Raw genomic sequence first — 24,695 nt, forward strand, 5'->3', positions numbered from 1 at the left:
CCTAGGGCCTAGGACCATTTGGCCTGGAGGAGGTTGATGCCGGGGTACGGCTGTGCCCTTATCCCGGTGAGCTGCTTCGGGTTCCAGGCCGTCATCAGCTCGTTGTGGACGACCGGGTAGAGCACGGCCTGCTCGGCGACGACGTCGATGTAGTCCTGGACCATCGTCTTCTTCTTGTCGGTGTCCGGCTCCTGGGTGGCCTGGTCCATGTCCTTGAAGAGCGCCTTGGCGACGGAGTTGTCGGCCCACCGCGTGTACTGCATCCACAGGTTCTCGGGGCCGTAGTTGTAATGCATGATCAGGTCGGCGTCGAGGCCGAACTGGTTGGGGTTCGAGGCGGCGGCGACCACCTGGTAGTCCTGCTTCTGGTCCATCTTGGTGAAGACGGCCGTCGTCTCCTGCGGGGAGAGGGTGGTCTTGACGCCGATCGCGTCCCAGGACGCCTTGATGGTCGGCAGACAGTCGACGATCCAGCTCACGTTCACGGCGAGGATCTCGATCTCCAGCCCGCTGACCCCGGCCTCCTTCAGCAGCGCCTTCGCCTTGTCGGGGTCGTGGTCGTAGACGGTCTTGGCCTTGCGATAACTGGGGTTGGCCTCGTTGAGGAAGGACGACGCCGGCTTCCCGTGCCCCTTGAGGGCGACCTCGATCATCTTGCCGGTGTCGATGGCGTAGTGCAGCGCCTGGCGGACCCGTACGTCGTCGAAGGGCTTGTGCTTGGTGTTGAACATCAGGAACAGGTTGTTCATCCCGGCGCCGCCCGCGACCGTGAGCCCGCCGCTCTCCAGCTGCTGGATATTGGCGTACGGAATGTTGTCCGCGATCTGCGCACCGGCGCTGGCGCCCGAGATCCTGGCCACGCGCGGCGCGGCGTCCACGATCGTCAGCCAGTTCATCTTCTTGAAGGCGGCCTTGCGCGGGCCGTTGTAGTCGGGATACGCCTCGAAGGTGGTGTTGGACTTCGGGTGGTGCGCGGTCTGCCGGTACGGCCCCGAGCCGATCGCCTTGCCCGCGATGGCGTCCTCCCAGGCACCCGGCTGGGAGTAGACGTGCTTCGGCATGATCTTGGCGAGGGTGAGCCGCGAAATCCCGTCCGGGAAGGGGAACTTGAGCACCAGCTCGACGTTCTGCGCGTCGATCTTGCGCACTTCCTTCAGCCAACCGGCGAAGAACCCCTTGGCGAGGGTCTGCGTCTTGGGGTCGAGGATCCGGTCGAAGACGAAGACCACGTCGTCGGCGGTCACCGGCTTACCGTCGTGGAACTTCGCGCCCGCCCGTAGCGCGAACTTCCAGGACGTGCTGTTCGGGTCGGCCGGCACCTGGGTGGCGAGCGCGGCGTACGGCTCGCGGGAGATCGGGTCGGTGTCGAGGAGCCCCTCGTAGATGTGGTTGTTGGCGGCCATGCAGAAGGCGGACGCCGTCTGGGTGGGGTCCCAGCTGCCGTCGTTGCCGTAGCCGATCACCGCGGTGAGCGTCCGGTTCTGGCCACCGCCCCCGCCGGTCTCATTGGTGGACTCCGGCCCCGACGAACAGGCCGACAGCGACGCGGAGACGGCGGCGGCCGCGCCCAGCGCGCCGGTGTACTTCAGGAACGACCGGCGGTGCAGCGCCGGCACGTCGTGGGTCACGTCGCGCACGGTTCCTCCAGCGGAGAAAGAGGCCTGATGGGGTTCGGAACGATCTCGGATCGGTGAGGAGATACGACGTCCTACGTCCTGACGGTCAGCGCGACCATAGGTGGGGCGCTGAGGGCGGTCAAGGGATCTCACACGAATGGCGCATCTGCCACAGGTCGGACCAATGGCGCTGTGAAATGGCGAGAGTTGATCCCCCGTCAGAGCCGTATCCGGCAGACATGGGACGTGGGACGTCCGGGTGCGCGTACCATGCGCCGCATGCCCGGGCAGCCCAGGAACAGCCGTACGTCCCGTACGTCCGAGGAGTCCAGGAACAGCCGGATCCAGCGCCAGGTCATGCAGCTGATCATCGACCGCAGGCTCCAGGCCGGCGCCCTCCTGCCCACCGAGGCCGAGCTCATGGACGACCTCGGCGTCAGCCGCAACTCCGTCCGCGAGGCGCTCAAGGCGCTCCAGGCCCTGGACATCGTGGAGATCCGGCACGGCTACGGCACGTACGTCGGCGAGGCCTCGCTCACCCCGCTGATCGACGGGCTGACCTTCCGCACGCTCGCCCGGCACGACCATGACGCCGGGGCCCTCGCGGAGATCCTCCAGGTGCGGGAGGTGCTGGAGGAGGGGCTGATCCGGCGGGTGGCGGCGACGGTGACGGAGGCGGAGCTGGATCGGCTGGAGGGGGTGGTGGTGAGGATGGAGGCGGCGGGGTGTGCGGGGCGGGCGTTCCCGGAGCTGGACCGTGAGTTCCATGAGCTGCTGTACGCGTCCCTCGGCAACGACCTGGTTCCCCAGCTCCTCGGTGCGTTCTGGACGGTCTTCCGCCGGGTGTCCGGCGCGCGAGGGCGCCCCGACGACCCGTCACCCGAGCTGACGGCTCGCTGGCATCGCGAGATCGTGACCGCCCTGCGGGCGCGGGACGTGGAGGGGGCCCAGCAGGCGATGGCGGTGCATTTCCGGGGGATCGCGGCGCGGGCGGGGCGGCCGTAGGGTTTTCGCCCCCGCCGCCCCTACCCCGTCCCATCCTTCTGGGGCTCCGCCCCAGACCCCGCTCCTCAAACTCCCCCAGAGGGGGCACCCCCAAGGGGCTGATTTCAGCCCGCTAACTCAGGTCAGCCACCGGCACCCGCCGGAACTCGATCGTCTCGTACGTCCCCGTCACCCCCGTCTCGTACAGGATCCCGACCGTGCGCCGGTCGAGCGGCACCAGGTCGGAATACGCCGCCCGCTGCTGAGACAGCGTCAGCGCCTTCGTGAACGTCGATCCACCGTCCGTACTGCGCCACACCGCCATCGACTGGCGGGCAGTGGGAACGGAGGGCCCGGAGAACAGCAACGGGGCTTCCGCGCCGGGGAGTTGGAGGACACTCCCCTCCACCACGGGGACGTCGTCCAGGGTGGACTGGACGGTGTACGGGAGGTCCAGGGTCTCGGCGCCGTCACTGGAGTGGGCGTCGAGCCGGTTCCCGGCGCTCGTGCCGTGCTGGTCGCGGGAGTTGAAGTACACCCTGCCGTCGGGGAGTTCGGCGGCAGTGGACTCGTTGGCGTTGCTCTCGCCGTCGTAGGTGTCGTCCACGAAGCCCAGGCGCCAGGTGAGCCCGGCGTCGTCGCTGTAGATCGCGTGCCCGCCGTAGTACCTGGGCTCCTGGCCGGTGTCACCGGAGCCGGCCGGCGGAGCCACCGAGTGGTTCGAGGGGACGACCAGCCGGCCCGCGTACGGGCCCTTCCTGAGCGCGATCGCATGCCCGGGTCCCGTCGCGTACCAGCGCCAGTTCGCCGGCTTCACCTGCCGGGTGATGTCCCGGGGGGAGGAGAAGCGCCGCCCGTCGTCCAGGCTCCGCTGCACGAACACCCGCCGGCTCTCCTCCGGCGTCACCTCGCCCCGCATTATCTCCGCCTCCGTCACAGCACCGCTGTTGTAGGAGGTGACCAGCACGACCGCGCCCGTGCGCGGGTCCACCACCGGCGCCGGGTTGCCCCGCGTGTCGCCCTCCCCGGCGGCGACCACGGTCAGCGGGCCCCAGGTGCAGCCGCCGTCGGTGGAGCGTCTGAGGACGACATCGATGTTGCCGGTGTCCCCCGCACCGTCGTGCCGGCCCTCGGCGAAGGCCAGCACCGTGCCGCGCTGGGTCGTGACGGTCGCCGGGATGCGGTAGGTGTCGTAACCGCCCTCGCCCGACAGGTACGGGACGGAGGAGGTGCAGCCGGTGTCCGCCGAGGCGGTTCCGGTCGTCGTGAGGGGGGCGGTCAGGAGGACTGCGGTGACTAGGAACGTACGGCTGAGTGTGCGGCTCAGGATGGTCATCGAGTTCCTTCGGGTTCCCTTGAGGTCCCTTGAGGTCCTTTGACGGGGTGTCAGCAATTGACCTGTCCGTCACAGGCTCCCCGGTGTCACCATCCCTGACTCATACGCCACGATGACCAGCTGCGCCCGGTCCCGCGCCCCCAGCTTGCCCATGATGCGGCTGACGTGGGTCTTCGCGGTCAGCGGGCTCAGTCCCAACGCCTCCCCGATCTCCGTGTTGTTGAGGCCGCGCGCGACCAGCGTCAGCACTTCGCGTTCACGTTCGGACAGGCATTCGGGCCCGCCGGCAGGGGGTGCGGAGGGGCTGCGCAGGAAACGCTCGATCAGCCGTGCGGTCGGGCCCGGTGACAGGAGGGACTCCCCCGCTGCCACCGTGCGGATGGCGTCGAGGAGTTCGGCCGGCCTGGTGTCCTTGACCAGGAATCCGGAGGCGCCGGCCCGCAGCGCGTCCACGATGTTCTCGTCGGTGTCGTAGGTGGTGAGGACCAGGATCCGCACCCCGGCCAGGTCCTCGTCGGCCGCGATGAGACGGGTCGCCTCGATGCCGTCCAGGTCGGGCATGCGGATGTCCATCACGACGAGGTCGGCGCGGGCGCTGCGGGCCAGTTCCGCGGCCTGTCGGCCGGTGCCCGCCTGGCCGACGACCTCCATGTCCGGGGCCGACTCGACCAGCATGGCGAACGCCTCGCGGACCAGCGTCTGGTCGTCCGCGAGCAGGACGCGGATCACCGGTCACGCTCCCGGTCCGTTCCGACGGTTCCGACCGTTTCGGCGGTTCCGGCAGTCTCGACCGTTCCGACGGGCAGTACGGCCGTCACCTGGAAACCCCCCTCGTCGCGTGGCCCGGCGTCGAGTGTGCCACCCACGCTGCGGGCCCGTTCCCGCATGCCGACGAGTCCGTAGCCGGGGGCATCGTCCGCGCCCTCGGGATTCGCGCCCCCGGGACACACGCCCTCGTCGATGACGGACACCCGCAGGGCGCCCCGCTCCTCGGACAGCTCGACGCGTACGGCGGGTTCGGGCCCCGCGTGCCGTACGACGTTCGTCAGCGCCTCCTGCACGATCCGGTACGCGGCCGCGCCCACGGCGGGCGGCGCCTGACGCACCCGTACCGCCGTCTCGACCCGCGCCCCGGCCAGCCGCGCCGCCGCCACCAGGTCCGGCACTCCGTCGAGGCCGGGCAGCGGGCCGCGCCCCTCGCCGGCGACCCCCTGTTCGCGCAGCAGGTCCAGAGTCGTACGGAGTTCTCCGCGAGCCGTGCGGCACGTCTCGGCGATGTCGTCGAGCGCCTTAGCGACCGCCGCGCGGTCCAGCCGCTCCGGGTCCGCGGCCAGGACGTGCGCGGCCACCGATGTCTGCACGCCGATGAGGGTGATGCTGTGGGCCAGCAGGTCGTGCAGGTCGCGGGCGATGCGCAGGCGTTCCTCGGCGACGCGGCGGCGGGCCTCCTCCTCGCGGGTGCGTTCGGCTCGTACGGCGCGGTCGACTATGGCGGCGACGTACTGGCGGTAGTAGCGGACGTCGATGCCGCAGAAGAGGAACGCGACGACCCAGCCGGAGATCCGCAGGATCTCCATCGTCCCGTCGGGGTTGGTGAGGGTGTTGAGGAGCAGCGTCACGCCGAGGACGGTGGCGCCGACGAGCAACGTACGGCGGACCGTGCCGGTTGCCGCGACCGTGTACAGCACCACCATCGTCGCGAAGATGGGAGCGGCGTGGTTGTTGTCGAGGGCGTGGTACGGCGCGATACAGACCATCACCGCGAGCAGGACCGGCAGCGGATGGCGGCGCCGCCACACGAGGGGTACATGGCCGGCGAGCAGCAGGGTCCAGCCCAGCGCGTCGGGCCGGAGCCCCTTGTCGCCGAGCAGGGCCATCGCCGTGGCGGGGACGGCCCACGCCACGGCCAGCAGCGCGTCGTTGCGGGTGCGGTGCGGGGCGGTCAGGGGGTCGCGGTTGATGGCCGCCATGACCCGCTCACCGATGCGGCGCGGGCCCCCCGCCTTCGTCGTCTGCTGCACTGGCTCATCCTCCGCCACACGGGCGCCCCTCCGGGAGGGGAGGGACGCCCTGACGGTGCGGGCGAGGCTCACACCGGCTCCGGCTGGCGTTCCCGCCGTACCGGGGGCTCGGGCGCCCGGGACAGCTCGCCCGGCCACCACACCTTGCGCCGCAGCGCGACGCTCGCGCTGGTGACCAGGTAGGTGCGGACGAGGAAGGTGTCGAGCAGCACGCCCACCGCGATGACGAAGCCCAGCTCGACGAGGGCGACCAGCGGCATGTTGGTGAGCACCGCGAAGGTGGCGGCGAGGACGAGTCCGGCCGACGCGATGACGCCGCCCGTGGTGCGGAGCGCGGTGAGCGCGGCCGTCGCCGGTTCGGCACCGGTCAGGCACTCCTCGCGCATCCGGTGCATCAGGAAGATGCCGTAGTCCACGCCGAGGGCGACCAGGAACACGAAGGACAGCAGCCCCAGCCCCGGATCCGTGCCCTCGAAGCCGAACACCGGCCCGAAGACGAGCCCGCCGATGCCTAGCGCCGCGCCCCACACCGCGACCACGGCCGCCACCAGGATCAACGGCGCGACGAGCGAGCGCAGCAGCGCGACCAGGATCAGCAGCACGGACAGCAGCACGAGCGGCACGACGACCAGCCGGTCCCGGGCGTTGGTGTCCTTCAGGTCGATCTGCTCGGCGCTCGGCCCGCCGACGTAGGAGCCGTCGAGCCGGTCGCGCAGGGCCTCGATCGTGGCGGTCTCCCCGGCGGACTGAGGAGGTGCAGCGGCGAGGACGGAGATCTCGGTCCAGCCCTCTCCGGTACGGCCCTCCTGCGCGCTGTCGACTCCCCGGGTGGAGCGGATCGAGGCGAGGGTCGCCTCGGCGCGGTCCTGCGGCGTGATGACGCTGATGGGCTGGGTGCCGCGCTCGGGGTAGGCCGCGGCGAGCGTCTCCATGGCGGCGACCGCGTCGGGCTTGCTGGTGAAGGAGTCCTCCTGCTTGAGGTCACCCGGCAGGTTGAGGGCGCCGAGCGCGAGCGCGCCGAGCAGGACGGCGCCGGCCGCGAGGACGGTGCGGGGCCGGCGTCCGGCAGAACTGCCCATCGCGGTGAACAGGGACCGGCGGGCCTTGGGTGTGCTGCCGAAGCGCGGCACGAGCGGCCAGAACACGCGCCGGCCGAGCAGCACGAGGAGCGCGGGCAGCAGCGTCAGCATGGCGGCCAGCGCGCACAGCACACCGACGGTGCCGAGCGGGCCCATGCCCCGGCTGGAGTTGAGGTCGGCGGCGAGCAGGCACAGCAGCCCGACGGCGACGGTGCCCGAGGAGGCGAGCACGGCGGGCCCGCAGCCCTTGAGCGCGGCGACCATCGCGTCGTACGGCCGCTCGATGCGCCGCAGTTCCTCCCGGTACCGGGAGACGAGGAGCAGTGCGTAGTCCGTCCCCGCACCGAAGACGAGGATCGTCATGATCCCGGAGCTCTGGCCGGACACGGACGTCCCGAACCCCTGGTTGAGGCCGTAGGCGACGCCCATCGACAGATAGTCGGCCAGGCCCGCGACGGTGAGCGGCACCAGCCACAGGAACGGGCTGCGGTAGATGAGGACCAGCAGCAGGGCCACCACCGCGGCGGTGGTGTAGAGCAGCGGTCCGTCGAGCGAGTTGTAGACCTCGCCCGCGTCGGTGGCGAGCGCTCCCTCACCGCCGACGTCGACACCGAGCCCGTCCCCGCCCCGCGCGATGTCTCTTACGGCGTTGACCAGTTCGTCCCGGGCCTCCTCGTCCTGGCCCGGCTCGGTGCTGGCCACCGGGTACATCAGGGTGGTGCCGTCCCGGGACGGGATGCCCCGCGGTTCGGCGGTGAGCGGGTGCGCGCTCGCGATCCGCTGAATCTGCTCCGCGGCCGTCGCCTTGTCACCGGCGGTCAGCCCGCCATCCCGGTGATAGACGACGACCATCTCGGTGGCCTCGCCACCGGGCAGCCGGTCCTGGATCTTGGCGACCTGCGTGGAGTCGGCGCTCGCCGGCAGGTAGTCGATGGCACGGTCACGCTGGACGTCCGCCAGCTTCGACGCGAACGGCGAGGCGATCGCGAGCACTGCGATCCACAGCCCGAGCACGAGCCAGGGCACGGCACGCCGTCGCCGCACTGCTGTCCTTACGGCCCCCATCTGACGGGCCTCCCTCCGGTCCGGATGTCTGGGTCGGTTCCAGACTTCCGGCACGGGGGTGCCGATTCGTCGGGCGGGAGGGCGAGTTGGGGGCTACTACCGGGGGCGGCGCAACGACGTGATTACTCCCCGGGGAGTACGCGGCGGCCTCGGGTGACCAGGGTGACTAGGACGGAGTGCGCGCCGCCGCGGCCAACAGGCGGGTCACGTCCTCGGCGCAGATGGTGAGGGCGCCGCCGACCGTCGCGAGGACGTCGCGCTCCGCGGGTGTGTACGGGCCGTCGGCGAGGGCGATCCGGGCGCCCTGCAGCAGGATGGACTCACGGCCGGCCGGAGCGAGGTGCGGGGCGAGCGGGTCGAGGGCCTCATGGAGCTCTATGGCCAGCCCGGCACCGCAGGGCTCGGAGAAGACCCGCCCGGTGTCCGCGGCCAGCGCCTCCACCAGGGCGTTCAGCTGCTCTTCCGTACAGTCGTCGAAGCCGGCCGCACGCACCGTGGCAGCGGCGGCCTCCAGGGCCGGACGGGCACAGGTGCCGCCCGCCGCCAGCACCGCGAGGGCGACGGTGTGCACGGCGTCGCGGAGCATCGCGGAGAAGCGGGTGGTGGTCGGGTGGTCCAGGACGTCGGTGCCGAAGTGACGACGGCAGGCCGCGCACTCCACGACGGGCGCGGTCTCACCGCGCGGCAGGACGGGCATGCCGAGCAGGGTGAAGCGGCGCTGTCCGGTCAGCCGCTGGTAGTTGCGGTCGCCCCCGCATCCCGGGCAGAAGAACTCGCCGTCACCCACGGCCGACCACGCGGTGCGGGTCCCCAGGATGCGCGCAAGCCTGGCGGCACGACCGTCTTGTCCCCGTCCTGGCAGCACGTCGCACCTCCGTAACGCCGCGGCAACATCGCCGCGCTTGCGTGATGTTAGCCACATCCCGGAGCCGGAGTCAGTACCCCGGACGAGACCTTTCCGTGACCTGCACAGGTCAATGGCCGAAAACAGACCCGCCCCGCCCACCGAGAAACGGTGGACGGGGCAACCCTTAGGGGCGCGGGGCTGTATCGACTTGCGGCTCCGCCGCGTGGGCGCGACCAGCCACGACGGCGCCGCAGCCGACCGGCGAACCCATCGGGGCACTTCCGTAGTCGCGCCCCCCAGTGGAGCGAACCGTCAGCGAGCAGCTCGGTTGACGGCGGAGACAACGGCCTTCAGCGACGCCCGCGTCGTGTTGGCGTCAATCCCGATCCCCCACAGGACCTTGCCGTCGATCGCACACTCGATGTACGAGGCGGCCTGCGCGGACGCCCCCTCGCTCATCGTGTGCTCCTGGTAGTCCAGCAGCCGAGCATCCACACCCACGGCGTCCAGCGCGTCGAAGAAGGCCGAGATCGGACCGTTGCCGGTACCGGTCAGCACGGTGTCGACGCCATCGACCATCGCCTCCACCTTCAGCGTGTCCACGCCGTCCGTGTCCGTCGTCGACTGACCGTTCTTGACCTGGATACGACCCCACGGGTTCTCGGGGTTCGGCAGGTACTCGTCCTGGAAGGTCGCCCAGATGTCACCACCGGTGACCTCGCCGCCCTCGGCGTCCGTCTTGGCCTGGATGATCTTCGAGAACTCGATCTGCATCCGGCGCGGCAGATCCAGCTTGTGGTCGTTCTTCAGGACGTACGCGATACCGCCCTTGCCGGACTGCGAGTTGACGCGGATGACCGCCTCGTACGACCGCCCCACGTCCTTCGGGTCGATCGGCAGGTAGGGAACGGCCCACTCGATGTCGTCCACCGTCACACCCTTGGCGGCCGCGTCGGCCTCCATGGCGTCGAAGCCCTTCTTGATGGCGTCCTGGTGGGAGCCGGAGAAGGACGTGTAGACCAGGTCGCCCACGTACGGGTGGCGCGGGTGGACCTCCATCTGGTTGCAGTACTCCCACGTACGACGGATCTCGTCGATGTCGGAGAAGTCGATCTGCGGGTCGACGCCCTGCGAGAACAGGTTCATGCCCAGGGTGACCAGGTCGACGTTGCCGGTGCGCTCGCCCTGCCCGAACAGACAGCCCTCGACGCGGTCGGCACCGGCCATCAGCGCCAGCTCGGCCGCGGCGACGGCCGTACCGCGGTCGTTGTGCGGGTGGACGGAGATGACGACGTGCTCGCGGCGGGAGATGTTGCGGCTCATCCACTCGAAGCGGTCCGCGTGCGTCGACGGGGTCGAACGCTCCACCGTGGCGGGCAGGTTGAGGATGATCTCGCGGCCCGGACCCGGCTGGTAGACGTCCATGACCGCCTCGCAGACCTCCAGCGCGAAGTCCAGCTCGGTGTCGGTGAAGATCTCCGGCGAGTACTGGTAGCCGAACTCGGTCTCCGGCCCCAGCAGCTTCTCGGCGTACTCGATGACCAGCCGCGTACCGTCGACGGCGATCTGCTTGATGTCGTCCTTGGAGCCACGGAAGACGACCCGGCGGAAGACCGGCGCGGTGGCGTTGTACAGGTGGACGGTGGCGCGCTTGGCGCCCTTCAGCGACTCGACGGTCCGCTCGATCAGGTCCTCGCGGGCCTGGGTCAGTACGGAGATGGTGACGTCGTCGGGGATCGCGCCCGGCTCCTCGATGATCGACCGCACGAAGTCGAAGTCCGTCTGCCCCGACGCCGGGAAGCCGACCTCGATCTCCTTGTAGCCCATCTTGACCAGCTGGTCGAACATCCGGCGCTTGCGCTCGGGTGACATCGGGTCGATCAGCGCCTGGTTGCCGTCGCGCAGGTCGGTGGAGAGCCAGCGGGGGGCGACGGTGACGCGGTTGTCCGGCCAGGTCCGGTCGGGGATGTCGACCTGCTCGTAGCGGCCGTACTTGTGGATCGGCATAGTGCTGGGCTGCTGGCGGTTCGCCATGTCTGCGGGGCTCCTCAGGATGTCCGGAAGGACGGCCGACGACGCAACGCGAAGCTCCGCGGGGAGGGAGTCGACCTGGACTACAGGCCCTCGCCGCGGCAGCTAAGAAGAAGCAGCCCAAAACGCATGATGCGCAGCATGCTAGCCGAGCCACTCCCGGTGCGGGGCGTCGTATCAGTATGCGGGACCCGGGGGACGAACAGGACAAAAAGTGCGCTATACCACTTCGTCACGGAGCGTGCGGCTCCCTGTCCGCATATTTCACCAATCATGGTTGCGGGTAGTGACAGAGGCATAACGCAGTGCAAGGGTGCCGGTCATGACGACCAACGGGGGCTTCGAGCCCGTCTTCTGCACCGTCGTACCACCACACGTCCTCGACAAACTGGCCCGGAACGACGACCCCGCGCTCTCCGGTCCCGCCCAGCGGACCCTGATGCGAGACAGCGAGCTGCGCGGCCGGCGCCGCGTGACGACCGAGTTCGCCCTCGCGGCCGCCCCGACGGCGAAGGCACCGTCGGACCAGCCGCTGCGCACCATCTACGACGCCGAGCACAAGACCGCGCTGCCCGGCACCAAGGTCCGCGGCGAGGGCCAGGACCCCGGCCAGGACGCCACGGTCAACCGGGCCTTCTCCGGCCTCGGCGCCACCTTCGAGCTCTTCCTCAAGGCCTACGGCCGGCACTCGATCGACGGCGACGGCCTGCCCCTGGACGCGACCGTGCACTACGACGAGGACTACGGCAACGCCTTCTGGAACGGCGAGCAGATGGTGTTCGGCGACGGTGACGGCGAGATCTTCCTCGACTTCACCATCCCGATCGACGTCATCGGCCACGAGCTGACCCACGGCGTCACCCAGTACACGGCCAACCTCACCTACTACGGCCAGCCGGGCGCCCTGAACGAGTCCATGTCGGACGTCTTCGGCGCCCTCATCAAGCAGTACACGCTCGGCCAGACCGCCGCCGAGGCCGACTGGCTGATCGGCGCCGGCCTGCTCGCGCCCAGCGTCTCCGGCAAGGCCCTGCGCTCCATGAAGGAGCCGGGCAGCGCGTATGACGACGACGTCCTCGGCAAGGACCCGCAGCCCGCGACCATGGACGACTACGTCCGCACCGGCCGCGACAACGGCGGCGTCCACATCAACTCGGGCATCCCCAACCACGCCTTCTACCTGGCCGCCACCGCGCTCGGCGGAAACGCCTGGGAGAAGGCCGGACAGATCTGGTACGACGTCCTGACCGGCGGCGAGCTGACGGACCGGGCCATGTTCACGGACTTCGCCGAGCTGACCGTCAAGGCGGCACGCGAACGCTTCAGCGACGGCAGCGAGGAGCTGCAGGCCGTGTCGAAGGCGTGGGAGCAGGTCGGGGTGCAGATCTCCTGAGTCCGTACTAGACAGAGACCCATGCGTATTCAGGTACGGCGCACGGGTGGATTCGCGGGCATCGAGCGGCTCGCCGAGGTGGACACCTCGGGGCGGCCCGACGCCCAGGAGTGGCAGGCCCTGGCCGAGCGCGCGGTCGCGTCCGGCCGGGGCACGCCCCCGATCGGGGTTCCGGACGGCTTCAGCTACCAGATCACCGTGGACGGCAACACGGTGTACTGCGCGGACCCCCGGCTCACCGACGAGCAGCGCAAGCTGATCTCCAGGGTGCTGAAGGAAGGAGCGTGACGGACGGTTTCACGCGGGGGCCGTGACGGGCGGTTCTCGCGGGCGCCGTAACGGGCAGTTCACGCTCGGCCGTTGACTTCCGTTACCGCCGGTACGGATGATCCGGCGCATGGCGACTGATGCGCGCGGCGCGACGAACCCGATACCGCAGTTCCCGGCCGGCTTCCTGTGGGGCGTCTCGACCTCGGCCCACCAGATCGAGGGAGCGACGGACGAGCGCGAGGCATCCGTGTGGGACGCCTTCACGGCCGAGCCGGGACGGGTGAAGGACGGCTCCACGGCCGCGGTGGCCTGCGACCACTACCACCGCTACCGCGAGGACGTGGCCCTGCTGGCCGACCTGGGCGTGGACGCGTACCGCTTCTCGATCTCCTGGCCGCGGGTGAACGCGCCGAAGGGCCTCGACTTCTACGACCGTCTGGTGGACGAGCTGTGCGCGGCGGGCGTACGGCCCGTCCCGACCCTCTTCCACTGGGACCTGCCGGTCGGGCTCGACTGGCTGGACCGGGACACGGCCGCCCGATTCGCCGAGTACGTGTCCGTGGTCGCCGAGCGCCTGGGCGACCGCGTCAAGAAGTGGATCACGATCAACGAGCCCGCCGAACACACCCTGCTGGGCCACGCCCTGGGCACCCACGCGCCGGGCAAGCAGCTCCTCTTCGACGCGCTGCCCGTCGCCCACCACCAGCTGCTGGCCCACGGCCAGGCCGTACGGGCCCTGCGCGCGGCCGGCGCCACGGACATCGGCATCGCCAACTCACACGGCCCGACCTGGCCGGCATCACAGGAACAGGCGGACCTGGAAGCGGCCGGCTTCTACGACGTACTCCTCAACCGCCTGTTCGCCGACCCCCTGCTGCTGGGCGAATACCCGGAGGGAATCGGCGAGTTGATGCCGGGAGACATCGCGTCGGACCTCAAGGTCATCGCGGAGCCGCTCGACTTCTACGGCATCAACTACTACGCGCCGACCCGCGTGGGCGCCCCGCAGGGCACCGAGATCGAGTTCGGCGGCATCAGCATGCCCGCCGAACTACCCTTCTCGGTAAGGGAGATCGAGGGCGTGCCGACGACGGACTTCGGCTGGCCCGTCGTCCCCGATGGCCTCACGGAACTCCTCACCGGCTTCCGCGAGCGCTACGGCGACCGGCTCCCGCCGATCGTCATCACCGAGAACGGCTGCTCCTACGAGGGCGTCGACGACCAGGAGCGGATCGCCTACCTGGACGGCCACCTCCGCGCGCTGCACCGGGCGGTGGAGGCGGGCGTGGACGTCCGCGGGTACTTCGTCTGGTCGCTGCTGGACAACTTCGAGTGGGCGGAGGGGTACGCGCGGCGGTTCGGGCTGGTGCACGTGGACTTCGAGGACGGCGTGACGCTGACGCGGACGCCCAAGGCGTCGTACGGCTGGTTCCAGGAGCTGCTCCGGGCCCAGAGATGACCGCGGCCCCACCGGGAGCCCTCGCCGAGCCCGGCGACCGGGTCGGCGGGGGCTGGACGGCGGCGCTGTCGCTCGCCAACGTGGCGATCTGGGTGGGCTGGTACGGCCCGCTGCAGATCCTGCTGGCCCAGCAGGCGGAGGACTTCGCACCCGGCACGGGGATGTCGAAGGAGACGCTGCTGGCGTGGGTGACGGGCGTGGGGGCGGTCGTGTCCCTGTTCGCCAACCCGCTCTTCGGCGCGCTGTCGGACCGCACCACGGGCCGCTGGGGCCGCCGTACGCCATGGATCGTGGCCGGGGCGGCGGGCGGAGCGCTGTCGCTGCTGCTGCTCGCCGGGGCGGACGGGCTGTGGACCATGGCGGTCGCCTGGTGCCTGGTCCAGCTGACCCTGAACGCGGCCTTCGCGGCGGTGACGGCGGCGGTGCCGGACCGGGTGCCGAGGCTCCAACGGGGCGTGGTGGGCGGCTGGTTGGGGGCGGCGCAGATCCTCGGGGCGGTCGCCGGTACGGGCCTGGCGACGGCGGCGGGCGGGATCGCGGCGGGGTATGCGGCGTGCGCGGTGTTCGCGGTGGCGGGGGTGCTGCCGTACGTCCTGCGGTACCGGGATCTGAGGCTGGGGGTGGCGGACCGGCCGGCCTGGTCCCGGGGTTCCTTCGTGCGCGGCTTCTGGCTGAGCCCACGCCGCTACCCGGACTTCGGCTGGGCCTGGCTGACCCGCTTCCTGATCAACCTGAGCAACGCGCTGGTGATTCTGTACCTGCTCTACTACCTGCGAGACCGCCTGCATTACGACGACCCCGAGCAGGGCGTACTCATCCTGACCGCGGTGAACAGCGTGACGCTGCTGGCCACGGTCGTGGTGGGCGGCGCCTGGTCGGACCGGGTGGGCCGCCGCAAGCCGTTCGTCCAGTGGTCCGGGGTCCTGATGGCGGCGGCCACCGTGCTGCTCGCCGGCTGGCAGACGTGGACCGGCGCGATCGTCGTGGCGGCGCTGCTGGGCCTGGGCCTCGGGGTGTTCATGTCGGTCGACTTCGCGCTGATGACGGACGTCCTCCCGAAGGCGCTGGACCGGGGCAAGGACCTCGGCGTCATCAACATCGCCAACGCCCTCCCCCAGGTGGCCGCCCCCGCCCTCGCCGCCCCGATCGTGACTTACCTGGGTGGGTACCGGGTGCTGTATCTGGTGGCGGCGGGGGCGGGGTTGGCGGGGGCGGTGCTGGTGGGACGTATCAGGGGCGTCGATTAGACGCCGTTAAGGGGCGCGGGGCTGTATTGGATTTGCGGCTCCGCCGCGTGGGCGCGACCAGCCGCAACGCACCCGCAGACGCCAGACGGCCCACAGCGGCACTCCGTCACAGCGCCCCAGCGTCCCGCGCCGCATAAACCGACGGATACAGCGGCCGATACCCCAGCTCACGACGAATCCGCTCCGTGGAGGTGATCGCAAGCCACGGATCGGGGTCGACACGGTCATGGAGATCCGCAGGCACCTCGACCCCGTTGAGCTGGTGCAACTCAACCGCCGTCACGGGCGCGTCGTCAGCGATGTTGTACACCCGTCCCGCGATGCCCGGCGCATGCAGAATGCGCAACAGCCCCTGGGCGACATCCACATGGTGACCCATGTGCAGCCGCTGGGTCGCCGCCCACTTCCCGGCCCACATCAGGGACTGGGCGAGATGCGGATCCCCCTCGCCGTAGACGAAGGGAAGCCGGCCGACCCGAACGTCCAGCCCCTCCAGCGCGAGCAACTCCCGCTCGGCCTGCGCCTTGGACTCGGGGTAGGCGCCCCACATCGCCCCGCCGGGCCGGGTCTCGTCGTCCTCGGTGAGCGGGCGGCCCCGTCCGACGCCGTACACCAGCCCCGTGCTGACCTGCACGAACCTCCCCACCCCGGCGGCCAGCGCGGCGCGGCCCAGCTCCACGGCCGCATCCCGGTTGACGGCCCACGCCTCCTCGTCCGGCACCCCGCGGAAGGACGCGGCGACGTTCACGACCGCGTCGACCCCGGCGACGGCCTTGCCCAGCACCTCCGCGTCCCGCAGGTCGCCGACGACGACCTCGGCGCCCAGCTCGGCGAAGGGCTCGCCGCGCGCCGCGTCCCGCACCAGGACCCGCACCCGCTCCCCCGGCCGGGCCTGCGCCAGCAGCCTCGGCACGAAACGCCGGCCGACCTGCCCGGTCGTACCGGTCACCAACGTCAACATGTTCTGCGTGCTCTGCGTGTTCCGCATGTTCCGCTCCTCTCGTCACCGACCACCCTCGGCCGGAGCCGGTACGAGCGGGAGAGACCCGTTGATCAGGGGATCGGCAGTCCCTGGATAAGCCGGGCGGTGTGCCGCAGCCTGGAGGGGTGAACCGAGCCGAACTCGCCGACTTCCTCCGCCGCGGCCGTGCCCGCCTCGACCCCTCCGACGTGGGCCTCACGGCCGGCGCCCGCCGCCGTACGCCGGGGCTGCGCCGGGAGGAGGTGGCGGCGCTGGCCGGGATGTCCGTGGACTACTACGCGCGGCTGGAGCAGTCCCGGGGACCGCGCCCGTCCCGCCAGATGCTGACGGCGCTGGCGCGCGCCCTGCGCCTCACGGACGACGAACGCGACCACCTGTTCCACCTGGGCGGCGAGGAGCCCCCGCGGCGCGAGACGGCGTCCGGGCATGTGCGCCCCGGCCTGCTGCTGATCCTGGACCGTCTGCACGACACACCGGCGCAGCTGGTGACCGACTGCGGCGAGGTGCTCGCCCAGAACACCATGGCCAAGGCTCTGGTCGGCGATGTGATGTCCCGCCCCCCGCGCGACCGCAACCTGGCCCGCCTGTTCTTCCTGGACCCGACCGCCCGCTCCCTGTTCCCGGACGAGGACCGCGCTGCCCACGCGCGCGGCCACGTCGCGAGCCTGCGCGCGGTGGCCGCGGCCCGCCCTGATGACCCGGAACCGGCCGCGCTGGTCGCCGAACTCCGGGCGTCCAGCGAGGAGTTCGCCCGCCTGTGGGACGAACACCAGGTGTCCCAGCGCGACCGCGCGACGAAACGCTTCCCGCACCCCTTGGTCGGCCTCCTGGAGCTGGACTGCGAGGTCATGCTCAGCCACCAGCACCACCAACTCCTGATCGTGCACACGGCGCGACCAGGGACGGAGACGTACGAGCGGCTGCAGTTGCTGCGGGTGGTCGGGCTGCAGGACATGTCGCCCAGCAAGGCCTGAATAGTTGAGGCCAGAAATCACCCTTGCCGACCCTCGCCCCACGCGCATCAATGGAAACGGCGGTTCCGACGGACCGTCAGATTCAGCTCTCCACGCAGTGTGCCCGCACCCACCTGCCGAGCAGTTCCGCGACCCCCCACAGGCAGGCATTCCCCCACCCCCGAAAGGGAGCGAATCCCCATGAGACGAACGCGAATCGGAGCAGGTGCGGCGCTGGTGACCGGGGCCCTCGCGGCCACCGGACTGGCCTTCGCGCCCGCCGCCCTCGCCGTCGCCCCCGGAACCGCGACCATCACCGCCGACTGCGGCAGCTTCGGCGGCGGCGAGGCCACCCTCACCGCGACGCAGAACGGCACCGCCGCCACGATCACCGTCAACTCCTCCGCGATCACCGCGCCGATCGCGCTCGGGGAGGACTCGATCTCCTCGACTCTCACCCTGGTGAAGGCAAGCGGCGGCACCGTCGCCTTCTCCGGCACCGAGAACCCGGCGATGGCCGCCGGCGACCCCGTCCAGGTCGGCCCGCTCAGCGGCACCGTCGCCTCCGGGGACAGCCTGGAGGCCTTCGGCGGCTCGCTGCAGATGACCGTCCTCGGCATCACCATCACCTGCACGGCGACCGGGCCGCAGTCGCCGGGCCCGTTCGTGTTCGACTGAGGCGCGTGACGCGCTGACGGGGTGCGGTCCCGGCGTCTGACGTCCGACGCCTACAGCGCGTCGGGGCCGCGCTCGCCCGTCCGTACCCGTACGACCGTCTCGACGGGCAGCGCCCACACCTTCCCGTCCCCGATCTTCCCCGTCTGCGCGGCCTTCACGATGGCGTCGATGGCGTCGTCGGCCGCGGCGTCCTCGACGACGACCTCGATACGGACCTTGGGCACCAGGTCGACCTGGTACTCGGCGCCGCGATAGACCTCGGTGTGCCCGCGCTGACGGCCGTAGCCGCTGGCCTCGGTCACGGTCAGACCGTGCACACCGATCTCCTGGAGGGCGGTCTTGACCTCGTCGAGCCGGTACGGCTTGACGATCGCGGTGATCAGCTTCATGCCTGCTTCTTGACCTTCTGCGCGGCGGGAACGGAAGAGGAGACGGACGCGAGGAGACGGACGCGGTGATCGGGGCACCGTGCCCCAGGACCCCGTGATCGTAGGCGGTCCCGGCGTGCACCGTAAGGTCCCGGCCGGTGCGCTCCGAACCCGGCGACCGCGCCGGACGCGGCGCCCGCGCGGCAGGGGCGGTCGCTCCCTTGTGCGGCAGGGGTTTGTGGATCAGGGAGAATGGGCGCCATGAGCGTTCGCAGCAAGTCATCCGAGCCGTCGGCATCGTCGGAGGCACCCCACCGCGCCGGCTTCGCCTGCTTCGTGGGCCGCCCCAACGCGGGCAAGTCCACCCTTACGAACGCTCTGGTCGGCCAGAAGGTCGCGATCACCGCGAACCAGCCGCAGACGACGCGGCACACGGTACGCGGGATCGTGCACCGGCCCGACGCCCAGCTGATCCTGGTCGACACCCCTGGACTGCACAAGCCGCGCACGCTGCTGGGCGAGCGGCTGAACGACGTCGTACGCACCACCTGGGCCGAGGTCGACGTGATCGGCTTCTGTCTGCCCGCGAACGAGAAGCTCGGCCCCGGTGACCGCTTCATCGCGAAGGAGCTGGCGTCGATCAAGAAGACGCCGAAGATCGCGATCGTCACGAAGACCGACCTCGTGGACAGCAAGACCCTCGCCGAGCAGCTCATCGCCATCGACCAGCTCGGCAAGGAGCTGGGCTTCGAGTGGGCCGAGATCGTGCCGGTCTCGGCGGTCGGCGACAAGCAGGTGGACCTGCTGGCCGACCTGATCGTCCCGCTTCTGCCGGAGGGGCCGGCGCTCTACCCCGAGGGCGATCTCACCGACGAGCCCGAGCAGGTCATGATCGCGGAGCTGATCCGGGAGGCCGCGCTGGAGGGCGTCCGCGACGAGCTGCCGCACTCCATCGCGGTCGTGGTGGAGGAGATGCTCCCCCGCGAGGACCGCCCCGCCGACAAGCCCCTGTTGGACATCCACGCCTTCGTCTACATCGAGCGCCCCAGCCAGAAGGGCATCATCATCGGGCCCAAGGGCAAGCGGCTGAAGGACGTCGGGATCAAGTCGCGCAAGCAGATCGAGGCGTTGCTCGGCACGCCGGTGTTCCTGGACCTCCATGTGAAGGTCGCGAAGGACTGGCAGCGGGACCCGCGCCAGCTGCGCAAACTGGGGTTCTGACTCGGATCCTCGCCCCCGCCGCCCCTACCCGTCCCATCCTTCTGGGGCTCCGCCCCAGACCCCGCTCCTCAAACGCCGGAGGGGCTGGTTTTTCAGCCCGTCCGGCGTTTGAGGACGAGGCCCTTTCGAGGCCGAAACGGGGGTCTGGGGGCGGAGCCCCCAGGGACGGGACGGGTAGGGGCGGCGGGGGCGAGGAAACCGACCAGGGGTGACGGGGGGCGTACCCCGGGTGAGCGGGCCCGCCTCCTGGGCGGACTCGTCCCGTGAAAAGGCCTACGGCGTTGTCAGTCCCCCGGCGTACTCTTGAAATCGCCAGGCCGCCCACGTGGCAGGCGAGTCGTATCGAGGAGGATGAGCAGGCCTACAGAGCCGGCCCATGACTCAGACACCCACAGCTCACACCCCCGCGCAGGGGAACGCACGAGCACAGTTCACCGTCCCCGCCCAGCACCCCATGGTGACCGTCCTGGGGTCCGGCGACTCCCTCCTGCGCGTGATCGAGAAGGCCTTCCCGGCGACCGACATCCATGTCCGGGGCAATGAGATCAGCGCGCTCGGCGACTCCGCGGAAGTCGCCCTCATACAGCGCCTGTTCGACGAAATGATGCTGGTGCTCCGCACCGGGCAACCGATGACGGAGGACGCAGTGGAACGCTCGATCGCCATGCTCAGAGCCAGTGAGAACGGCGAGGGGGACGGCCAGGAGACCCCGGCCGAGGTGCTCACCCAGAACATCCTCTCCTCCCGCGGCCGCACGATCCGCCCCAAGACCCTCAACCAGAAGCGCTACGTCGACGCGATCGACAAGCACACGATCGTCTTCGGCATCGGCCCCGCCGGCACGGGCAAGACCTACCTCGCCATGGCCAAGGCGGTGCAGGCCCTGCAGTCCAAGCAGGTCAACCGCATCATCCTGACCCGCCCTGCGGTGGAGGCCGGTGAGCGTCTTGGATTCCTGCCGGGCACGCTGTACGAGAAGATCGACCCGTACCTGCGCCCGCTGTACGACGCGCTGCACGACATGCTCGACCCGGATTCGATCCCGAGGCTGATGGCCGCGGGGACCATCGAGGTCGCGCCGCTGGCGTACATGCGTGGCCGGACGCTCAACGACGCCTTCATCATTCTCGACGAGGCCCAGAACACCAGCCCCGAGCAGATGAAGATGTTCCTCACCCGCCTCGGCTTCGACTCGAAGATAGTCATCACCGGTGACGTGACCCAGGTCGACCTCCCGGACGGCACCAAGTCCGGCCTGCGGCAGGTGCAGGACATCCTGGACGGCGTCGACGACGTCCACTTCTCCCGGCTCTCCTCGCACGATGTCGTCCGGCACAGGCTGGTCGGCCGTATCGTCGACGCGTACGAGAAGTTCGACAACACGCACGGCACCCAGAACGGCACGCACAAGGGCCGAGGCGGCAAGGCCGGGCACAAGGGGAAGTAGAGAAGACGCACGACCATGTCGATCGACGTCAACAACGAGTCCGGAACCGAGGTCGACGAGCAGGCGATCCTCGACATCGCCCGCTACGCGCTCGCGCGGATGCGCATCCACCCGCTCTCCGAGCTCTCGGTGATCGTCGTGGACGACGACGCCATGGAGCAGCTCCACATCCAGTGGATGGACCTGCCGGGGCCCACCGATGTCATGTCCTTCCCGATGGACGAGCTGCGGCCGCCGTCGAAGGACGATGACGAGCCGCCGCAGGGGCTGCTCGGCGACATCGTGCTGTGCCCCGAAGTCGCCGCCAAGCAGGGGGCGGAGGCGCCCACGCAGCACTCCATGGACGAGGAGCTCCAGCTGCTCACCGTCCATGGTGTGCTGCATCTGCTCGGGTACGACCACGAGGAGCCCGACGAGAAGGCCGAGATGTTCGGCCTGCAGGCCGCCATCGTGGACGGCTGGCGTTCGGAGAAGGGCCTGACCGGGCCCTCCCCGGCCCCGACCGTGTCATGAGCATCCCCCTCGTCTCCGGCGCGATCGCCCTCGTGATCGTCGCCTGGCTCGCCGCCTGCGCGGAGGCGGGCCTGGCGCGCGTCTCCAGCTTCCGCGCCGAGGAGGCCGTACGCAGCGGCCGTCGCGGCAGCGCGAAGCTCGCGCTGGTCGCCGCCGATCCGACGCGCTATCTGAACGTCGCGCTGCTGGTCCGCGTGGCCTGTGAGATGGCCGCCGCGGCGATAGTGACGTACGCCAGCCTCCAGGAGTTCGACAGCACCACAGAGGCGCTGCTGGTCGCCATAGCGGTCATGGTCCTGGTGTCGTACGTCGCCGTCGGGGTCTCCCCGCGCACCATCGGCCGTCAGCATCCGCTGAACACGGCGACGGCGGCGGCGTATGTGCTGCTGCCGCTCGCGCGGATCATGGGGCCGATCCCGTATCTGCTGATCCTCATCGGCAACGCGCTCACGCCCGGCAAGGGCTTCCGCCGCGGTCCGTTCGCCTCGGAGGCGGAGCTGCGCGCCATGGTGGACCTCGCCGAGAAGGAGTCGCTGATCGAGGACGAGGAGCGCCGTATGGTGCACTCGATCTTCGAGCTGGGCGACACGCTGGTGCGCGAGGTCATGGTCCCGAGGACCGACCTCGTCGTCATCGAGCGCTACAAGACCATCCGCCAGGCCCTCACCCTCGCGCTGCGCTCCGGTTTCTCGCGCATACCGGTCGTCGGGGAGAGCGAGGACGACGTGGTGGGGATGGTGTATCTGAAGGACCTGACCCGCAAGACGCACATCTCCCGGGACGCGGAGAGCGAGCTGGTGTCGACGGCGATGCGGCCCGCGGTGTTCGTGCCCGACACCAAGAACGCCGGTGATCTGCTGCGCGAGATGCAGAAGGAGCGCAATCACGTCGCCGTGGTCATCGACGAGTACGGCGGCACGGCCGGCATCGTCACCATCGAGGACATCCTCGAGGAGATCGTCGGCGAGATCACCGACGAGTACGACCGTGAGCTGCCGCCGGTGGAGGAGCTGGGCGAGGACCGGTATCGGGTCACGGCGCGGCTGGACATCACCGACCTCGGTGAGCTGTACGGCCTCGACGAGTACGACGACGAGGACGTGGAGACGGTCGGCGGGCTGCTCGCCAAGGCGTTGGGCCGGGTGCCGATCGCCGGGGCGTCGTCGGTCGTGGAGCTGCCCGACGGCCGTGCGCTGCGGCTGACGGCGGAGGCCGCGGCAGGCCGCCGGAACAAGATCCTGACGGTGCTGGTGGAGCCGGTGGGTCCGGTGGACTCACCGGAGGAGGAGACGAAGCCGGAGTGACGGAGTGACCCCTCAGGAGCTGCGGACCTTCTGTCTATCCTTCAACGCGGCGGTGGAGGACTTCCCCTTCGCCCCGGAGATCTCGGTCTTCAAGGTGCTGGGCAAGATGTTCGCCCTGAGCTGGATCGACGACCGCCCCCTCAAGGTCAACCTCAAGTGCGACCCGGAGGACGCGGTGCGGCTCCGCGGCGAGCACGAGGGCCTGATCATCCCCGGCTATCACATGAACAAGCGGCACTGGAACACCGTGACGGTGGACGGCGACCTCCCGGACCGCCTGGTCCGGGAGCTCATCGAGGACTCGTACGACCTCGTCGTCGCCGGTCTACCGCGAGCCGAGCGGCTCCGCCTCGACCGCTCCTGAGCCGGCCGTCTCTGAACCGGCCGCTCGCCGGGTCCGCAGGCCGAGCGCGATCAGGGCCGCGGCGACCAGCAGGATCCCCGCGTCGAGGGCCATGACCGTGCGGGTGCCGGAGAGCAGGTCGTCGGCGGTCGTCGCGAGGACGCCCAGCAGCGGGATGCCGACCGTGAGGCCGACCTGCTGCGTGGAGGTGACCAGGCCGGTGACCAGGCCCTGCTCCTCATCGGGGACGCCGGAGGTGACCGTCAGGCCGTAGGAGATGATCGCGCCCAGGTGGAACATGCTCGCCAGCGAGACGGCTGCGGTGGCGAGCCAGACGGACCAGGTGTGCGCGTTCAGGAACAGCAGGCCCGCGATGAAGGCGCCCTGGCCGGCCAGCGAGACGACCAGGGTGCGGCGCGCGCCGAGACGGCTGACGAACCGCGGGGTCAGCGCGCCGGCGATCACCGACATGACGCCCTGGAAGCCGAAGACCAGGCCCGTCTCCCAGGCCGACAGGTCCAGGATCTCCTGCAGGTACAGGGTGAGCACGAAGATCACCGTCGACATCATCGAGAAGGTGACCAGACCGCCCAGGTTGCCCCATGCGACCGTGCGGCGGCGCAGCATCGGCAGGGAGACCAGGGGTGCCTCGGTGCGGGACTCGACGACCACGAAGGCGGTGAGGAGCGCGATGCCCGCGATCAGGGTCGCGATGACGTCGGCGCGGCCGAAGCCGTGGTCGGCGGCCGTCGTCAGGGCGTAGATCAGGGACAGCAGACCGCCGGTGACGGTGATCGCGCCGGGCACGTCCAGCCGCGGGCGCTCCGGGGTGCGGGACTCGGGCAGCAGGCCGGGCGCGAGCGGCAGCACGACCAGCGCGAAGAGCGCGAGCAGGGCCATCGTGGAGCGCCAGCCGAGCGCGTCGGTCAGGACACCGCCCGCGACCATGCCGATGGTGAAGCCGAGGGACATGAGCGTTCCGGAGATGCCGAGGGCGCGGGCCCGGGCGGGGCCTTCCGCGAAGGTGGTCGTGAGCAGGGACATGCCGGTCGGGACGATGACCGCCGCGCCGAGGCCCTGGAGCGCGCGTCCGGCGAGGAACGACGCGGGGTCCCAGGCGAACGTCGCGAGCACCGAGGCCGCGGCGAACAGGGCGAGGCCGGTGAGGAACAGCTTGCGGCGGCCGTAGAGGTCGCCGATGCGGCCGAAGAGGAGCAGGAAGCCACCGGACGGCAGCGCGAACGCCGTGACCGCCCACTGCAGCGCCGACTGGCTCATGCCGAGGTCGGCGCCGAGGACGGGGAGGGCGACGTTCAGAACGGAGAAGTCGAGCGCGACCATGAACTGGGCGGCGCACAGGACGAACAGGACGAGTTTGTCGCGCGTCGACATCCGGGGGGTCCGGGGGGTGTCGAGCGGTGGGGTCGTGGGGGAGCTGGTGGTGGGACTGTCGGAGTCGATCGCCATGGGCAAGAGCCTGCGGGCGCCGGAATAGCCGTGGGGAGCGGGAAGTTGTCCTGGTGGTGGCACCACCAGCC

The 24,695-nt window shown here is 70.4% G+C and carries 22 protein-coding genes; 12 read left to right on the forward strand and 10 right to left on the reverse strand.

The genetic code is table 11. The features are described from left to right. Positions 1–8: 8 nt before the first annotated feature. Positions 9–1,637: an ABC transporter substrate-binding protein gene (locus tag ACIA8X_RS04910; RefSeq protein ID WP_393451146.1), complete on the reverse strand. Its 1,629-nt coding sequence runs from the start codon at positions 1,635–1,637 to the stop codon at positions 9–11. A 258-nt stretch (positions 1,638–1,895) separates the two neighbouring features. Here ACIA8X_RS04910 and ACIA8X_RS04915 point away from each other — a divergent pair, with 258 nt between their 5' ends. Next, positions 1,896–2,621 carry a FadR/GntR family transcriptional regulator gene (locus ACIA8X_RS04915; RefSeq protein ID WP_393451149.1) on the forward strand — a complete coding sequence of 242 codons (726 nt, stop codon included), beginning with the start codon at positions 1,896–1,898 and terminating at the stop codon, positions 2,619–2,621. Positions 2,622–2,733: 112 nt separating this feature from the next. On the opposite strand, the gene ACIA8X_RS04920 is transcribed toward ACIA8X_RS04915, so the two are convergent. The 6 genes from ACIA8X_RS04920 to leuA all read right to left on the reverse strand — a co-directional run bounded on the left by ACIA8X_RS04920 (position 2,734) and on the right by leuA (position 10,982). Further along, positions 2,734–3,936, reverse strand: coding sequence for an exo-alpha-sialidase (locus ACIA8X_RS04920; protein WP_393451152.1), 1,203 nt, complete (start codon positions 3,934–3,936; stop codon positions 2,734–2,736). A gap of 69 nt (positions 3,937–4,005) precedes the next feature. Then, positions 4,006–4,665 (reverse strand): response regulator, encoded by a 660-nt coding sequence (locus ACIA8X_RS04925; RefSeq protein ID WP_393451155.1) that lies wholly within the window; start codon positions 4,663–4,665, stop codon positions 4,006–4,008. After that, positions 4,662–5,957, reverse strand: coding sequence for a sensor histidine kinase (locus tag ACIA8X_RS04930; protein WP_399457800.1), 1,296 nt, complete (start codon positions 5,955–5,957; stop codon positions 4,662–4,664). Before ACIA8X_RS04930 ends, ACIA8X_RS04925 begins: the two co-directional genes overlap by 4 nt. A 68-nt stretch (positions 5,958–6,025) precedes the next feature. Further along, positions 6,026–8,101, reverse strand: a complete 2,076-nt coding sequence (locus tag ACIA8X_RS04935) for an MMPL family transporter (protein ID WP_399457801.1) — start codon at positions 8,099–8,101, stop codon at positions 6,026–6,028. 166 nt (positions 8,102–8,267) lie between these two features. After that, positions 8,268–8,966 carry a TerB family tellurite resistance protein gene (locus ACIA8X_RS04940; protein ID WP_393451162.1) on the reverse strand — a complete coding sequence of 233 codons (699 nt, stop codon included), beginning with the start codon at positions 8,964–8,966 and terminating at the stop codon, positions 8,268–8,270. Positions 8,967–9,260: 294 nt separating this feature from the next. Beyond that, positions 9,261–10,982 (reverse strand): 2-isopropylmalate synthase, encoded by a 1,722-nt coding sequence (gene leuA, locus ACIA8X_RS04945; protein WP_399457802.1) that lies wholly within the window; start codon positions 10,980–10,982, stop codon positions 9,261–9,263. A 319-nt stretch (positions 10,983–11,301) separates the two neighbouring features. Here leuA and ACIA8X_RS04950 point away from each other — a divergent pair, with 319 nt between their 5' ends. From ACIA8X_RS04950 to ACIA8X_RS04965, 4 genes are all read left to right on the forward strand, one after another. Next, complete coding sequence (locus tag ACIA8X_RS04950) at positions 11,302–12,372, forward strand: M4 family metallopeptidase (RefSeq protein WP_399457803.1); 1,071 nt, start codon at positions 11,302–11,304, stop codon at positions 12,370–12,372. A 21-nt stretch (positions 12,373–12,393) separates the two neighbouring features. Further along, positions 12,394–12,660 carry a protealysin inhibitor emfourin gene (locus ACIA8X_RS04955; RefSeq protein WP_093909440.1) on the forward strand — a complete coding sequence of 89 codons (267 nt, stop codon included), beginning with the start codon at positions 12,394–12,396 and terminating at the stop codon, positions 12,658–12,660. A gap of 97 nt (positions 12,661–12,757) precedes the next feature. After that, complete coding sequence (locus tag ACIA8X_RS04960; protein ID WP_393451170.1) at positions 12,758–14,101, forward strand: GH1 family beta-glucosidase; 1,344 nt, start codon at positions 12,758–12,760, stop codon at positions 14,099–14,101. After that, the gene (locus tag ACIA8X_RS04965) at positions 14,098–15,348 is read left to right on the forward strand and encodes an MFS transporter (RefSeq protein WP_393451173.1); all 1,251 of its coding nucleotides are present in this window, start codon (positions 14,098–14,100) and stop codon (positions 15,346–15,348) included. The genes ACIA8X_RS04960 and ACIA8X_RS04965 overlap by 4 nt, the downstream gene beginning before the upstream one ends. Positions 15,349–15,454: 106 nt before the next feature. On the opposite strand, the gene ACIA8X_RS04970 is transcribed toward ACIA8X_RS04965, so the two are convergent. Continuing rightward, positions 15,455–16,309, reverse strand: a complete 855-nt coding sequence (locus ACIA8X_RS04970; protein WP_399457974.1) for an NAD-dependent epimerase/dehydratase family protein — start codon at positions 16,307–16,309, stop codon at positions 15,455–15,457. A 146-nt stretch (positions 16,310–16,455) separates the two neighbouring features. On the opposite strand from ACIA8X_RS04970, the gene ACIA8X_RS04975 reads away from it, so the two are divergent. After that, positions 16,456–17,304: a helix-turn-helix transcriptional regulator gene (locus ACIA8X_RS04975; RefSeq protein ID WP_399457804.1), complete on the forward strand. Its 849-nt coding sequence runs from the start codon at positions 16,456–16,458 to the stop codon at positions 17,302–17,304. A gap of 180 nt (positions 17,305–17,484) precedes the next feature. Continuing rightward, complete coding sequence (locus ACIA8X_RS04980; RefSeq protein ID WP_393451179.1) at positions 17,485–17,961, forward strand: hypothetical protein; 477 nt, start codon at positions 17,485–17,487, stop codon at positions 17,959–17,961. Positions 17,962–18,011: 50 nt separating this feature from the next. Here ACIA8X_RS04980 and ACIA8X_RS04985 read toward each other — a convergent pair whose 3' ends face one another. Next, entirely contained in the window at positions 18,012–18,350 is a 339-nt protein-coding gene (locus ACIA8X_RS04985; RefSeq protein ID WP_399457805.1) for a P-II family nitrogen regulator, read from the reverse strand. 231 nt (positions 18,351–18,581) lie between these two features. Here ACIA8X_RS04985 and era point away from each other — a divergent pair, with 231 nt between their 5' ends. The 5 genes from era to ACIA8X_RS05010 all read left to right on the forward strand — a co-directional run bounded on the left by era (position 18,582) and on the right by ACIA8X_RS05010 (position 23,178). Continuing rightward, on the forward strand, positions 18,582–19,550 hold the full coding sequence (era, locus tag ACIA8X_RS04990) for a GTPase Era (RefSeq protein ID WP_093909436.1): 969 nt from the start codon (positions 18,582–18,584) through the stop codon (positions 19,548–19,550). A gap of 376 nt (positions 19,551–19,926) precedes the next feature. Continuing rightward, positions 19,927–20,997 (forward strand): PhoH family protein, encoded by a 1,071-nt coding sequence (locus ACIA8X_RS04995; RefSeq protein ID WP_399457806.1) that lies wholly within the window; start codon positions 19,927–19,929, stop codon positions 20,995–20,997. A 15-nt stretch (positions 20,998–21,012) separates the two neighbouring features. After that, the gene (gene ybeY, locus ACIA8X_RS05000; protein ID WP_093909433.1) at positions 21,013–21,510 is read left to right on the forward strand and encodes an rRNA maturation RNase YbeY; all 498 of its coding nucleotides are present in this window, start codon (positions 21,013–21,015) and stop codon (positions 21,508–21,510) included. Beyond that, positions 21,507–22,814: a hemolysin family protein gene (locus ACIA8X_RS05005; RefSeq protein ID WP_393451189.1), complete on the forward strand. Its 1,308-nt coding sequence runs from the start codon at positions 21,507–21,509 to the stop codon at positions 22,812–22,814. Before ybeY ends, ACIA8X_RS05005 begins: the two co-directional genes overlap by 4 nt. 4 nt (positions 22,815–22,818) lie before the next feature. After that, positions 22,819–23,178, forward strand: a complete 360-nt coding sequence (locus ACIA8X_RS05010; RefSeq protein WP_393451192.1) for an MmcQ/YjbR family DNA-binding protein — start codon at positions 22,819–22,821, stop codon at positions 23,176–23,178. Here ACIA8X_RS05010 and ACIA8X_RS05015 read toward each other — a convergent pair. Further along, the gene (locus ACIA8X_RS05015; protein WP_393451195.1) at positions 23,140–24,624 is read right to left on the reverse strand and encodes an MFS transporter; all 1,485 of its coding nucleotides are present in this window, start codon (positions 24,622–24,624) and stop codon (positions 23,140–23,142) included. The two genes, ACIA8X_RS05010 and ACIA8X_RS05015, sit on opposite strands and share 39 nt — an antisense overlap. Positions 24,625–24,695: the final 71 nt, after the last annotated feature.

Origin of the sequence: Streptomyces sp. NPDC051738 (genome assembly GCF_044453205.1) — a bacterium.
GTDB lineage: Bacteria > Actinomycetota > Actinomycetes > Streptomycetales > Streptomycetaceae > Streptomyces.

What these genes read in the sequence shown, in the direction of transcription:
- era (WP_093909436.1), top strand. Translation starts at nt 18,582, where the DNA reads ATGGGCGCCATGAGCGTTCGCAGCAAGTCATCCGAGCCGTCGGCATCG.
- ACIA8X_RS05005 (WP_393451189.1), top strand. Translation starts at nt 21,507, where the DNA reads ATGAGCATCCCCCTCGTCTCCGGCGCGATCGCCCTCGTGATCGTCGCC.
- ACIA8X_RS05015 (WP_393451195.1), bottom strand. Translation starts at nt 24,624, where the DNA reads ATGGCGATCGACTCCGACAGTCCCACCACCAGCTCCCCCACGACCCCA.
- ybeY (WP_093909433.1), top strand. Translation starts at nt 21,013, where the DNA reads ATGTCGATCGACGTCAACAACGAGTCCGGAACCGAGGTCGACGAGCAG.
- ACIA8X_RS04955 (WP_093909440.1), top strand. Translation starts at nt 12,394, where the DNA reads ATGCGTATTCAGGTACGGCGCACGGGTGGATTCGCGGGCATCGAGCGG.
- ACIA8X_RS04965 (WP_393451173.1), top strand. Translation starts at nt 14,098, where the DNA reads ATGACCGCGGCCCCACCGGGAGCCCTCGCCGAGCCCGGCGACCGGGTC.
- ACIA8X_RS04970 (WP_399457974.1), bottom strand. Translation starts at nt 16,309, where the DNA reads ATGTTGACGTTGGTGACCGGTACGACCGGGCAGGTCGGCCGGCGTTTC.
- ACIA8X_RS04950 (WP_399457803.1), top strand. Translation starts at nt 11,302, where the DNA reads ATGACGACCAACGGGGGCTTCGAGCCCGTCTTCTGCACCGTCGTACCA.
- ACIA8X_RS04980 (WP_393451179.1), top strand. Translation starts at nt 17,485, where the DNA reads ATGAGACGAACGCGAATCGGAGCAGGTGCGGCGCTGGTGACCGGGGCC.
- leuA (WP_399457802.1), bottom strand. Translation starts at nt 10,982, where the DNA reads ATGGCGAACCGCCAGCAGCCCAGCACTATGCCGATCCACAAGTACGGC.
- ACIA8X_RS04915 (WP_393451149.1), top strand. Translation starts at nt 1,896, where the DNA reads ATGCCCGGGCAGCCCAGGAACAGCCGTACGTCCCGTACGTCCGAGGAG.
- ACIA8X_RS04995 (WP_399457806.1), top strand. Translation starts at nt 19,927, where the DNA reads ATGACTCAGACACCCACAGCTCACACCCCCGCGCAGGGGAACGCACGA.
- ACIA8X_RS04920 (WP_393451152.1), bottom strand. Translation starts at nt 3,936, where the DNA reads ATGACCATCCTGAGCCGCACACTCAGCCGTACGTTCCTAGTCACCGCA.
- ACIA8X_RS04935 (WP_399457801.1), bottom strand. Translation starts at nt 8,101, where the DNA reads ATGGGGGCCGTAAGGACAGCAGTGCGGCGACGGCGTGCCGTGCCCTGG.
- ACIA8X_RS04985 (WP_399457805.1), bottom strand. Translation starts at nt 18,350, where the DNA reads ATGAAGCTGATCACCGCGATCGTCAAGCCGTACCGGCTCGACGAGGTC.
- ACIA8X_RS04960 (WP_393451170.1), top strand. Translation starts at nt 12,758, where the DNA reads ATGATCCGGCGCATGGCGACTGATGCGCGCGGCGCGACGAACCCGATA.